The following is a 12,626-nucleotide window of genomic DNA, read 5'->3' as shown; positions in this document are numbered from 1 at the left end:
CCAAGTCGGCGCATGCTGCGTTACGGGGCAGAACATGAGCCGGGGCGTGGCGCGGACCTTTCCGGGTTCCGCACCACGCCCCCGGTGTCGTTGCGCCGGGCGGCGACTCAGCGCAACGGGTTGAAGTGCCGCATGATCGCCGGGGTCGACTCCCCGGTGATCGAGGCGGCGAGCATCTTGCCGGTCAGCGGGCCCAGCGCCACGCCCCACATGCCGTGGCCGCCGGCCACATGCACGCGGTTCGAGCAGGTGGCCCCGATCAGCGGCAGCCCGTCGGTGGTGCAGGGCCGGGAGCCGACCCATTCCTCCTGGCGGTCCTCCCAATTGATGCCGGTGAACAGCGGGGAGGCCGCGGCGACGATGGCCTCGATGCGCTTGGGCTCCAGCGGGTGGTCGGCATCGCGGAACTCCATGGTGCCTGCCACCCGGAACCTGTCGCCCAGCGGGGTGCAGGCCACGCGCTGGGCGGGGAAATAGATCGGGTGGGTCGGCATGACCTCGGGAACCACGGTGAAGGAGTAGCCGCGTCCGGCCTGGACCACGCGCTTGACGCCGAATTTCCGCGCGAGCTTGCCCAGCCAGGCGCCGGTGGCGATGACCACCGCATCGGCTCCCTGGGTGCGTCCGTGGACGTCGACGACCTCCACGCCGTGGGCGTGTTCGCGGATGTCGGCGACCTCGAAGTCGGTGGTGATCCGTCCGCCGCGGGCGATGACCGAGTCGGCAAGGGAGTCCATGAACTTGGGCGGGTTGATGAAACGCTGGTGGTGGATCGCGACACCGGCCTTGACGCCGTCGCCGAGGGTGGGTTCCATGGCACGGATGTCCGCGGCGTCCAGCAGGTCGAATTCGACCTGGCCGCCGGAGGCGCGGATGCCCTCGAACTCGTGCAGCAGCCCGTCGCGGTCCTTGAGGCTCTTGAAGCCGGTCAGGAAGGGTTCGGCCGGCTTGGTGGGTTCGGAAACGCCGGTGCCCAGGGTCGTGGTTCCGCCGCCGCTTCCGGAGGCTCCGCCGCCGACGGCGGCCTGGTCCCGGCCGATCCGGGTGACGGCGTTGGCCTCGGAGATCTCGTCGAAGGCGTCCAGGCCGGTGGCGCCGATCTCGCTGAACACGGCCATGGCCTCGCGCCATTTCCCCGGGGTGCAGTGCCGGGCGAAGCCGAGCAGGAAGCGGATCAGCGAGGGCTTGGCCGAGAGCGGGATGTACAGCGGGGAGGCGGGATCGAACATGGTCTTGAGCCCGTAGGTGAGCACCGAGGGTTCGCTCAGCGGCAGCGTGAGGGCGGGGGTCAGCCAGCCGGCGTTGCCCCATGAGGACCCGGCGGCGACGCCGTCGCGGTCCACCACGGTGACGTTGACACCGCGTTCCTGGAGGTACCAGGCGGTGGCGAGTCCCACCATGCCCGCACCGATGACGACCACGTTTTCCGGCGTCTGCGTATTGCTCATTGTTCGCTCCAATCCTTGTGCACTCTCGCGTCGCTGCGGCACCTCGTGGTGCGGCGGCGGAAGTAGATGTTTGTGGGATGCAATGGGGGGAAGGCCGGGCCAGCGGGCACCGCGGTGCCGCCTGCCTTGCCCTCCCCCCACTCATTGCTGCCCGGGGTTGCGTTCCGGGTTTAGACGTAGTCCTTGTACTTCTCCAGGTGGCGGACCGGGGTGGACAGGGCGTCGCGGCGGAACGGGTCGCCCAGCTCGCGGGTGCACATGACCTCGATGACGGTGGTCTTGCCGTCGACCATCTGGGCGTTCAGTGCTTCCTTGAGGGCGGCACCGACGTTCTCCAGCTTGTCCACAACGATGCCCTCGGCACCCATGGAACGGGCCATCTCGGCGAAGGACTCGCCATTGTCCAGCTCGCCGGCGATGAAGCGGCGGTTGTAGAACTCGACCTGGTTCTTCTTCTCGGCGCCCCATTGGCGGTTGCGGAAGACGACCGCGGTGACCGGCAGGTCGTGGCGGACCGCGGTGAGCACCTCGCCCATGCTCATGGCCCAGGCGCCGTCGCCGGCGTAGGCAATGGCCGGGCGGTGCGGGGCCGCGGCCTTGGCACCGATGATGGTCGGTAGCGCGTAGCCGCAGTTGCCGAAGGACATCGGTGCGAAGAAGCTGCGCGGCTTTTCGAAGCGCAGGTAGCTGTGGGCCACGGAGTTGATGTTGCCGATGTCGGTGGAGATCATGACGTCTTCCGGCATGGCGTTTTCCAGTTCGCGCAGCACCTGGCGCGGGTGCAGCCAGTTGCCCTCCTCACCCTTGGCCTCCTCGATGACGTCGAGGGAGTACTCGTCCTTCTCGTGGGTCCACCCGGAGAGCTCCTGCTCCCAGGCGTCCTTCTCGGCCTTGATGTTCGCGGCGCGCTCGGCCTTGGTGGCGTCCGAGGCGAGCTCGGTGCCCTCGAGTCGCTTGACCAGTTCGATGGCCACGGCCTTGGCGTCGCCGGTGATGCCCACGGAGATCTTCTTGACCAGTCCGAGCTTGGTGTGGTCCGCATCGATCTGGATGATCTTGGCCTCGGTGGGCCAGTAGGCCTGGCCGTACTGCGGCAGGGTCCCGAACGGGCCAAGCCGGGTGCCCAGGGCGATGACGACGTCGGCCTCGGAGATCAGCTTCATGCCGGCCTTGGAGCCCTGGTAGCCCAGCGGGCCGGCCCAGAGCGGGTGGCTGGCGGGGAAGGAGTCGTTGTGCTGGTAGCTGTTGACCACCGGTGCGCCCAGGCGCTCGGCCAGGGCCTTGGCTTCCTCGACGCCGTCTGCCATGACCACGCCGCCACCGGAAACGATGACCGGGTTCTTAGCGGTCTTGAGCAGCTCGATGGCCTCATCGAGGGACTTGGTGCCGCCGGCACCGCGGTCCACGCGGCGCGGGGCCGGGATCTCGGTGATGGATTCGCCGTAGAAGTAGTCGCGCGGGATGTTCAGCTGGGTCGGGCCATTTTCGCTCATCGCGCGGTCGAAGCAGCGGGCGGTGAATTCGGCCATGCGGTTCGGGTGAGTCACGTGTCCCTGGTACTTGGTGAACTCCTGGAACATCGGCAGCTGGTTGGCTTCCTGGAATCCGCCCAGGCCGATGGTGTTGGTTCCGGCTTCCGGGGTGATGATCACGACCGGGCTGTGGGCCCAGTAGGCGGCGGCGATGCCGGTGACGCAGTTGGAGATGCCCGGGCCGTTCTGGCCAATGACCACGCCGTGGCGGCCGGAGGCACGTGCATAGCCGTCGGCCATGTGGGCGGCGCCCTGTTCGTGGACGACCGGAACCAGGCGGATGCCGGCGGGGGCGAAGATGTCCATGGCGTCCATGAAGGCAGAGCCCATGATGCCGAAGATATCGGTGACGTCGTTGGACACCAGCGTCTCAACGAAGGCTTCCGACGACGTCATCTTCTGCGCGCCCTTGACGACCTCGCGGGATGTGGCCTTTTCAGTCATTACAAGTCTCCTTCGTGGATCAAGACGTCGCAATCACGCAAAGTCTCAAAAAATGATTCGAACTGCTCCCATAAACGGGATTACTCACAAAGCTATGCGACCCAGCTCACATCCGTCAAGCCCCTATTCCATTTATTCTTCGTGCTGATACGATTTAATGAAACTTCGCACAACGGATGATTGGATCGATCATGGAAAATCTCACGGAACCGGATCTCGGGCCCGCGGGTGCCGTCCAGGGCGAAACACCGGCCCTGCGCCTCTTCGCACTGCTGGAGCTGATCACCACCCGCGACCAGCTCTTCACCCTGCAATCCCTGGTGGACCAGACGGGGCTCCCCAAGCCGACCCTGCACCGCATGCTGCAACAGCTCGAGGGCGCCAACCTGCTGACCCGCCAGTCCGACGGCCGGCATTACGGCACCGGTTCGCGCATGCGCCGCATGGCCGAGGACGTGCTGCTCAACGACACCCGGCACGGCACCCGGCACGCCATCCTGCGCGGACTGGTCGACGAGATCGGCGAAAGCTGCAACATCACGGCACTGTCCGGCAACGAGGTCATCTACCTGGACCGCGTCGAGACCAACGAACCACTGCGCGTCCACCTCGGCCCCGGTTCCCGGGTGCCGGTGCACTGCTCCGCCAGCGGAAAGCTGATCCTCTCCCAGTTCGGTCCCACGCAGCGCGAACGCGTGCTGGCCACCGGGAAGCTGCAGCGCTTCACCGCGCACACGCTCACCGACAAGGCCCAGATCGAGGCCGAACTGACCCAGATCCGGCGCAACGGCTACGCCGAGGACCGCCAGGAATTCCTGGACGGGCTGGTCTGCCTGGCCGTGCTGGTTCCCAACCCCGCCGGCCGTTCCAACCTCTGCGTCGCGGTGCAGGCACCGATGATGCGCAAGAGCTCCGCGGACCTGCTCACCTTGCTGCCGGCCCTGCGCCAGGCCGCCGAGAGCATCGCCCGCATCGAGGACCACGCGGATCTGGGCTCCCCCGAGTCCGAGCCGATCGCGGCAGGGTGGTGATCCGGATGAACCACCAAACACCCGAGCTCGCGGCCCAGGAGCTGGTTTCGGTCCGTGAGATATTCGGCATCGACAGCGAGCTGCGCGTGCCGCGGTTCCTCGAGGCCACCGAGCACGTCCCGCCCATCGACCCGGCTTACAGGTTCAACGCCGACGTCACCCTGGCGATCCTGGCCGGGTTCACCCACAACAGCCGGGTGATGGTCCAGGGGTTGCACGGCACCGGAAAATCCACCCACATCGAGCAGGTCGCCGCCCGGCTGAACTGGCCGCTGATGCGCGTGAACCTGGATGGCCACATCAGCCGCCTGGATTTGGTCGGCAAGGACACCGTCGTGATCCGGGACGGGGCACCGGCCACGCGGTTCCAGGAGGGAGTGGTGCCCTGGGCGATGGTCCAGCCGATGGCCCTGGTCTTCGACGAATACGATGCCGGGCGCCCCGATGTCATGTTCGTCATCCAGCGGCTGCTGGAGCGCGACGGCGGCTTCACGCTGCCGGACCAAAACCGCGTCATCCGCCCGCACCCGCATTTCCGGCTCTTCGCCACCGCCAACACCGTCGGGCTGGGCAACCTCAACGGGCTGTACCACGGGGTGCAGCGGTTGAACCACGCCCAACTGGACCGCTGGAACATCGTTGCGGCCCTGGACTACCTGCCGGTGGCCGACGAGGTGGACATCGTTGCCGCCCGCGTCCCGGACCTGGCACAGCAGCCCTCCGGAACGGACCTGATCCGCTCCATGGTGCAGGTCGCCAACCTCACCCGCGACGGCTTTGCCGCCGGGGACATCTCCACCCTGATGTCCCCGCGCACCGTGATCACCTGGGCGGAGAACATCTCCATCTTCCGCGATCCCGCGCTGGCCTTCCGGCTCTCCTTCATCAACAAGTGCGACGAGGCCGAGCGCTTCATCATCTCCGAGTACTACCAGCGCGTCATGGCCACCGAGCTCGACGAGTCCTACGCGCTCGTTCCGGCCGGGGCCTAGCGGAGGCCGGCCGCAACGCCATGGACAGCACGGGAATCGCCGAACGCCGCGCCCAGGAAATCCGCCAGCTGTGCGCCGCGTCCCTGCGCGCGCTGGGCGCCGACCGGCATCTGGAGCTGCTTGGCTCCCGGCCCTACCGCGGCACCGCGGTGCTGCCGTTCAACGCGCCGCACCTCTACCCGCCCTCCCCCGGCGCGGCGTTCGAGTCCTTCCGCGGCGCCAGCGACGGGATGGCGCTGCGCACCCTGCATTCGGACACCGCCGCGCATCTGGCCCTGCTGCCCGAGAATCCCAGCGCCCGACTGGTCTTCGAGGTGCTCGAGCAATTCCGCTGCGAATCCCTGGCCACCCTGCCCGGGGTGGTTTCCAACCTGCGGGCCCGGCACGAGGCATGGTCCAAGGAATACCTGGCCTCGGGCCTGGCCGAAACCTCGCTGGGCATGCTGCTGTACACGATCCTACAGGTCACCCGCTCGCGGATCACCGCCGAGCCGGTCGTCGAGGAATCCGAGGACATGATCGAGGCGACCCGCGCGAACCTGTCCCCGGTGCTGGGCCCGTTGCTTCCCGCCCTGCGCCGGAACAAGCTCAGCCAGGCCGATTTCGCCCCGCCGGCGCTGGAGATTGCACGTCTTGTCGCCGACGCCGTCCAGGCCCTGGAATCCCGTGCACCTACCCGCAAGGCGCCGAAGGAGTCCAAGGCGGCGGCGTTTTCGCTGCTCGTGGACGTCGAGCGGGAGGCCGCGCTGATCGGGAGAACCGGCACGGGAACCAGCGGCACGCTGGAGGCCGCGGCAGGCGGCTACACGGCCTTCACCCGTGCCTATGACAAGGAATCGGCGGCCCGGGATCTGGTCCGGGAGGACCTGTTGCGCGGCTACCGCGAACGCATTGCCGCCCGGGTGCACACGGAGGCGGTGAACACGGCACTGCTGGCCAAGAAGCTCCAGGGGCTGCTCTGCGTCCCGGAGCGCTCCGGGCACGATTCCGGCGCGGAGGAAGGCCTGCTCGATGCTTCCCGGCTGGGCCAGTTGATTGCATCCCCCACCGAGTCCAGGCTGTTCAAGACCGAACGCTTCGAGCCGGTGGCCGCCGCAACCATCACCTTCCTGGTTGACTGCTCCGGGTCGATGAAGCAGCACGCCGAGGGGCTTGCCGCGTTCCTGGACGTGCTGGTTCGGGCGCTGGAACGCATCGAGGTGCCCTGCGAGGTCCTGGGCTACACCACCGGCGCGTGGAACGGCGGGCGGGCGTTGAAGGACTGGCGCCGCGCCGGCACCCCGGAAAATCCCGGGCGGCTCAACGAGCTCAGCCACCTGGTCTTCAAGGACGCCGCGACCCCGTGGCGCACCGGGCGCCCGGGCCTGGCGGCGATGCTCAAGTCCACGCTGTATCGCGAGGGCATCGACGGGGAAGCTGTGCGCTGGGCACTGAGCCGGCTCGAAACCCAAGGCCAGGAACGCCGGATCCTGGTGGTCATTTCCGACGGCAGCCCGGCGGACGGCGCCACGGCAAACGCCAACGACGAAAACTACCTGCAGCACGATTTGGCCGCAGTGCTTCGCGGGGCCGAGGCCGCCGGCTCCACGACCATCCTGGGCCTGGGCCTGGGGCTGGACATGAGCGAGTACTTCCGCCGCAGCACCATCCTGGATGCCGGGCGGCTCGGCGGCTCCGAGTCCGTGCGCGACCTGCTGGGCCTGCTCGAGCGCTCGCTGCGTCCCGGGCGCTGATCCGGGCTGCGCTGCAACGTGTGATTGCCTGTCCCTGCCGCACGGTGCCCCGCGGGGGCTTCACCTGACCGGGGGTACGCTGGGTTCCCCAGCACCATCGCAAGGAGAACCATGGCCGCGAAACCGCCCGCAATGTCGCCGTCCGACCTGCCGGTCGCCCAGGTGCTGGACCGGGCCACGGGGCCGCGGCGCGCCGAAGCCGAGGAACTGCTCGCGATGCTCGGCGGGATCAGCGGCGAGACGCCGGTCGTGTGGGCCGGTCGCATCATCGGCTTCGGAGAGTACGAGTACCGCTACGCGAGCGGGCACTCGGGACGCTCCCCCCTGCTCGCCTTCGCGCCGGGACCGACGAAGCACACGATCTACCTCGTCAACGACTTCTCCCAACGCTGGCCGGAGCTGCTGGACAGGCTCGGGCCGCACCGCTCGTCCAAGGCCTGCCTGTACCTCACCCGCTTGAGCGGGGTGGACCGCAGCGCGCTGCGCGAATTGCTGGAGCACTCGCTCGCCGAGACGATGTCGCCGGGGTCCTGAACACCGCGCGTTCTCGAACGGCCGCGATGGTGGCACGATCGAAACAACACGGCGACGGCAGCTTGGCCCGCGACATACGGACGTCGTAAAGGTGAACGCCATGTTGGCCGCGTCGTTCGGTACCGGAACTGTTCACGGGCCGCTGGTGCGTGATCCTGCCATGAGCGTGGACCCATCCTCAACCGCGGGTGCATGCGTCCTCGTTGCCTTAGTTGTTCCCGTCCAAGCCGGTGTGGCCTACCCCGTCCGGCTGGCCGCTGCACATTGCCTTGGTCCGCTTCGACACCCGGGAAACCGCCAGGTTTGCAAGCGCCCGGCTCGACGGTGTGCCGCCGGCGCGATTGGGCTTTGGCGTGCACACAGGCGCGGACGCGCGGTGCGGCCACGGCGCGTCCGCGCCGGTCTCGCTGGTGGAACCGGCGTAGAACAGGATCCGCCGCGGAATGCCTGACGCCACGGCATTGAGTCGTAGCGGGGGCAGGATCTGCATGGCCCGCCTTCGGACTCAGGTTCCGCAGAAGGTCCGGTAGGGGCCGAAGCCTTCCGGGGCCGCGACGGCGAATCGCTCGAGGCCGGGGCGCTCCTGGAAGGGTGCGGTCAGCGCAACCAAGAGCTGCGAGAGCGGCTCCTGGTCGCCGTCGACGGCGGCGGCGAGCGCCTCCTCGACGAGGTGGTTCCGCGGGATGTAGACGGGGTTGGTCCGGTCCATCAGGTCAGCGTCCGGTTCCAGGGCCCGCCAGCGCTCCGTCCAGGCCTCGAACGCGGCCGGATCGAGGAACATGGAGCGCGCGGACTCGGCGTCACCCCGCGCGGCCGTGCCCAAGTTCCGGAAGAAGGACGTGTAGTCCACGCGGGCCTCCTGCAGGAGGGCGAACAATTCCCCGGTGAGTGACGTGGCCGAGTCGTCGTCCAGGCCCTCGGCCAGGCCGAGCTTGGTTTTCATTCCGGCCAGCCACGCGGCGCTGTACCGGGTGTGGAAGGCACCCAGGGATTCCTGGGCCAGGGCAACGGCCCGGTCCTGGTCCTCGTGGAAGAGCGGCAGGAGGGCCTCCGCGAGCCGGGCGAGGTTCCACTGGGCCACGAGGGGCTGGTTGCCGTAGGCATAGCGCCCGGCTTCGTCGATCGAACTGTAGACCGTGGCCGGATCGAAAACGTCCATGAAGGCGCACGGGCCGTAGTCGATGCCCTCCCCCGAAATGGTCATGTTGTCGGTGTTCATGACCCCGTGGATGAAACCCGCCAGCATCCATTGGGCCACCAGCGACGCCTGGGCCGCGACCACCGCTTCGAACAGGGCGAGATAGGGGTTCTTGGCCTCCGCCGCCCCGGGATGGTGGCGTGTCATCGCATGGTCCGCCAGGCGGCGCAGCAGGTCCTCGTCGTCCATGGCCCGGGCATATTGGAAGCTTCCCACCCGCAAGTGGCTGCTTGCCACCCGGGCCAGCACCGCTCCGGGCAGCATGGTCTCGCGGCTCACCGGCCGTCCCGTCGCCACCACGGCCAGGGAGCGCGTGGTGGGAATGCCCAGGGCGTGCATCGCCTCGCTGATGACGTATTCACGGAGCATCGGGCCGAGCGTGGCCAGGCCGTCACCACGGCGGGCAAACGGCGTGCGCCCCGAGCCCTTGAGGTGGAGGTCCCTAAGGCGGCCCTCGGCATCGGCAATCTCGCCGAGCAGGAGCGCCCGGCCATCGCCCAGACGCGACGAGTAGGAGCCGAACTGGTGGCCGGCATAGCCCTGCGCCACGGGAGTGGCACCACTGGGCAGCGCGGTGCCGATCAGCAGCCCGAGGCCCTCGGCATTGCCCAGGGACTCGGGGTCAAGACCCAGCTCGGCGGCCAGCGGCTCGTTGAGCACGACCAGTCGCGGATCCGGAGCCTGTTCCGCCTGCCAAGGAACGGCCAGTTCGGGAAGCTCACGGGCAAATTGGCCGTCCAGGAAGACGGTGGATTGTGCGTCGACACTCATCTTTCAAGCGTACCTTCGATATGGTGCGGTCCGCGGGGAAAGACGGAAGCAGGCAACTGCCACGGCACCGAAGACGCCCCTGGCCTCCGTCGCATCACCACACCGAAAAACAGGGAGGGGCTCGTCCGCCGGTGACCGTGCCGGCAGAGGAGCCCTTCTGTTCTTGCGGCCCCTGCCCTACAGCTGCAGCAGCAGGACCCCCGCGTAGCCCAGGCCGGCGATCAGCGCCCAGGCGCACAGCGCCATGAGGATCGAGGCACCCTTGGAGGCGAAGAGCTGGCGGACCCGCACCGCGGAACCCAGACCGAAGAGCGCCGCGGCCAGCACGATGTCCTGCACGACCGTGGCGGCGTCCAGCAGCTCGGCCGGAACGTCGAAGATCGAGCGCACTGCAACCAGGGCCACGAACCCGATGATGAACCCGGGAATGATCGGGGGCAGCTTCAACCCCTCGTGCGCGGAGCCGGTCCCCTGGGAGCGGCGGCTGATGATGCCCGCGGCGGCAACCATCGGGGCCAGGGTCAGCACGCGGGTGAGCTTGATGACGATGGCGATGGCCAGCGCGGAGGCGCCGGCGGTCTGCGCGGTGGCCACGACCTGGCCGACGTCATGCACCGAGGCACCGACCCACTGCCCGAAGGCCTCCGGGCCCAGCCCCAGCGGAACCATCAGCAGCGGCAGCACGGCAATGGCCAGGGTGCCGCACAGGGTCACCAGCGCCACCGGGATCACGGTGTCCTCGTCCTTGGAGCGGCGCACCGCGCTCATCGCGCCGATGGCCGAGGCACCGCAGATGGAAAAGCCCGTGGCGACCAGCAACGGCTGGTCCCCGGGCAGCTTGAACGCCTTGCCCAGCAGGTAGGTCCCGGCAAACGCCAGCAGCACGATCGCCACGACCACCACGAAGGTCAACCACCCCAGGTCCAGCACATCCACGATGCTCAGTTTCAGGCCCAGCAGCACGATGCCGACGCGCATGAGCTTCTTCCCGGCGAATCCCAGGCCCTTCTGCAGCGGGCCGGCCACCAGGGTGGACAGGCCCGGGATGTTGGCCGACAGCACGCCGAGCACCACCGCGGTGGTCATCACAGGGATGGAGGGGAACAGCAGGTGCACCGCGAAGGACAGCGGAACGGCCACGGCACAGGCGGCCAGTCCGGCCCAGTGCGCCACGACCCAGGAGCGGGTCTTGCCCGAGGGAGGGGACCCCGGGCCCTTGGACTGCACCACCGGTTCGTGTGTTTGGTTGGCCATGAGGGGGAAGCTCCTTGGAAAAGAGTCGCGCTCGTGGTGCGGCCTGCGGCCGCACCACGAACCACGCGCTGGATATGTTTACTATTGTGCCCCGTCTCGCTCCGGGCGTCAGTTTGCCGCCGAGGCACCGCTGGCGGACTGGGCCTTGAGTTTGGTACCCTCCGGCCGCGGGGCGCCGAGGACCAGGATGTCGACCTGTTCGTCGGACAGGGTCTTGTTGTGCTTGCGGCGCATCATGAAGAACGCCACGCCCAGCAGGGTCCAGACGGCCAGTGCGGACATGGACTCCTTGCCCAGCACGCCCGGCGAGCCCGGGACCAGCAGCAGGGCCATGAACACCAGCGCCGTGACCGCGCCCAGCGCGCTGAGCACCTTCTTGGAGGTCGAGCGGGTGCCTTCCAGCTCGCCCGCCCGCTCGACGGAGTTGGTCGGACGGAAGATCTTGAACGCGCACAGGCAGGTGTAGAGGTAGGCGACGGTGACTCCGACCGCGGACATGTCCACCACCCAGGTCAGTGCTGCGCGGCCGAACCAGGGGCTGACCAGGCATACGGCGCCAACAAAGATGACTCCGACGTACGGGGTCTTGTACTTGGGGTGCAGCCGGGCGAACACCTTCGGGACCATCTGGGCCCGGCCCATGCCCAACAGGATGCGGCTGGCCGAGACGTAGAAGCCGTTCAGGCCGGTGCTCACGCCCATGGTGATTCCGATGGTCAGCAGCAGCAGGCCCGAGCCGCCCAGCACCCCGGTCAACGCATCCGCGGTGCCCCACGCCGAATCCCCGGCAACCAGGGCCTCCCAGGGTGCGGCCATCGCCACCGCGGCAATCATGGCCGCGTAGAGCAAGGCGGCTGCCAGCAGGGCCAGCACAATCAACTTCATGGCCTTGGCCGGAGGAAAGTCGAACTCCTCCGCGGCCTGCGGGACGTTGTCGAATCCGATGAAGGCCCAGGGCGCAATCGCAACGATCGCAGCTATCGCGGCGATAGGATTAACATTCTCCGGGAACGCCGGAAGCGCGTTGGAAAAGACGACCTGCGGGCTGGCGATGACGGCCACCAGGATGCAGGCGACCGCGACGAGCATGATCACGCAGGCAATGAACTGGATGCGGCCCGACAGGGCGGTGCCGCGGATGTTCAGGTAGGCGAAGACCGCCAGGGCCACCATCGAGATGATGACTTCCACCAGGTAGACGTCCCAGCCGGCCACGGTGTAGAGGTAGCCCTGCTGCACCACGTCTGGCATGAGCTTGCGGAAGAGCAGGGCCAGCGCCGAGGCGTTCAACGCCACGATGCAGGTGTACCCCAGGGTCAGGAACCAGCCGCAGAAGAAGGCATGGGTGCGGCCGAAGCCGACCAGCGCGAAGGCCAGTTCGCCGCCGGAGACGGGGAACGACTTGATCAGGAACCCGTAGCTGACGGCGATGAGCACCATCAATGCGCCACCGATCAGGAAGCCGGAGACCGCCCCGAGCGGTCCACCCATGGCCAACCAGTCGGTGGGCAGGATGAAGGCTCCCCATCCCACCGCGGAGCCCAGGGCAATGGCCCAGACCCAGTGGGCCTTGAGCGTCTTTTCCATGCGCTCGGGCTGGCCGCCGTCGAAACCTGGCGAAGCCGATGCCATGGGACTAGTCACCGTCTTATCTGTTGTGGCTTTCATTTGAACCTCGTTCTTGCACGG

General features: G+C 68.0%; 10 protein-coding genes. 4 read left to right on the top strand and 6 right to left on the bottom strand.

Annotated elements, in window-relative coordinates:
* Positions 1 to 107 precede the first annotated feature (107 nt).
* A complete protein-coding gene (locus BLJ79_RS10850; protein WP_071214745.1) occupies positions 108 to 1,448 on the bottom strand; it encodes an NAD(P)/FAD-dependent oxidoreductase in 1,341 nt (446 codons plus the stop codon).
* Between the two features lie 170 nt (positions 1,449 to 1,618).
* Positions 1,619 to 3,424, bottom strand: a complete 1,806-nt coding sequence (xsc, locus tag BLJ79_RS10845; protein WP_071214744.1) for a sulfoacetaldehyde acetyltransferase — start codon at positions 3,422 to 3,424, stop codon at positions 1,619 to 1,621.
* A 191-nt stretch (positions 3,425 to 3,615) separates the two neighbouring features.
* On the opposite strand from xsc, the gene BLJ79_RS10840 reads away from it, so the two are divergent.
* The 4 genes from BLJ79_RS10840 to BLJ79_RS10825 all read left to right on the top strand — a co-directional run bounded on the left by BLJ79_RS10840 (position 3,616) and on the right by BLJ79_RS10825 (position 7,714).
* Entirely contained in the window at positions 3,616 to 4,455 is an 840-nt protein-coding gene (locus tag BLJ79_RS10840; protein WP_071214903.1) for an IclR family transcriptional regulator, read from the top strand.
* 5 nt (positions 4,456 to 4,460) lie between these two features.
* Entirely contained in the window at positions 4,461 to 5,447 is a 987-nt protein-coding gene (locus BLJ79_RS10835; protein WP_071214743.1) for an AAA family ATPase, read from the top strand.
* Between the two features lie 20 nt (positions 5,448 to 5,467).
* Positions 5,468 to 7,180 carry a cobaltochelatase CobT-related protein gene (locus tag BLJ79_RS10830; RefSeq protein WP_071214742.1) on the top strand — a complete coding sequence of 571 codons (1,713 nt, stop codon included), beginning with the start codon at positions 5,468 to 5,470 and terminating at the stop codon, positions 7,178 to 7,180.
* Between the two features lie 111 nt (positions 7,181 to 7,291).
* Entirely contained in the window at positions 7,292 to 7,714 is a 423-nt protein-coding gene (locus BLJ79_RS10825) for a DUF1801 domain-containing protein (RefSeq protein ID WP_071214741.1), read from the top strand.
* Positions 7,715 to 7,922: 208 nt separating this feature from the next.
* Here BLJ79_RS10825 and BLJ79_RS10820 read toward each other — a convergent pair whose 3' ends face one another.
* The 4 genes from BLJ79_RS10820 to BLJ79_RS10805 all read right to left on the bottom strand — a co-directional run bounded on the left by BLJ79_RS10820 (position 7,923) and on the right by BLJ79_RS10805 (position 12,605).
* Positions 7,923 to 8,204, bottom strand: a complete 282-nt coding sequence (locus BLJ79_RS10820) for a hypothetical protein (RefSeq protein WP_071214740.1) — start codon at positions 8,202 to 8,204, stop codon at positions 7,923 to 7,925.
* Between the two features lie 15 nt (positions 8,205 to 8,219).
* Positions 8,220 to 9,683, bottom strand: a complete 1,464-nt coding sequence (locus tag BLJ79_RS10815; RefSeq protein WP_071214739.1) for a protein adenylyltransferase SelO — start codon at positions 9,681 to 9,683, stop codon at positions 8,220 to 8,222.
* A gap of 177 nt (positions 9,684 to 9,860) precedes the next feature.
* Positions 9,861 to 10,937, bottom strand: a complete 1,077-nt coding sequence (locus tag BLJ79_RS10810; RefSeq protein WP_071214738.1) for a YeiH family protein — start codon at positions 10,935 to 10,937, stop codon at positions 9,861 to 9,863.
* A 108-nt stretch (positions 10,938 to 11,045) separates the two neighbouring features.
* Positions 11,046 to 12,605, bottom strand: coding sequence for an APC family permease (locus BLJ79_RS10805; protein ID WP_083411204.1), 1,560 nt, complete (start codon positions 12,603 to 12,605; stop codon positions 11,046 to 11,048).
* Positions 12,606 to 12,626: the final 21 nt, after the last annotated feature.

The sequence above is a fragment of the Arthrobacter sp. UCD-GKA genome (assembly GCF_001863355.1).
Lineage (GTDB): Bacteria > Actinomycetota > Actinomycetes > Actinomycetales > Micrococcaceae > Paeniglutamicibacter.
Note: the sequence above shows the minus strand (reverse complement) of the source record. Positions and strands in the feature narration are given on the sequence as shown.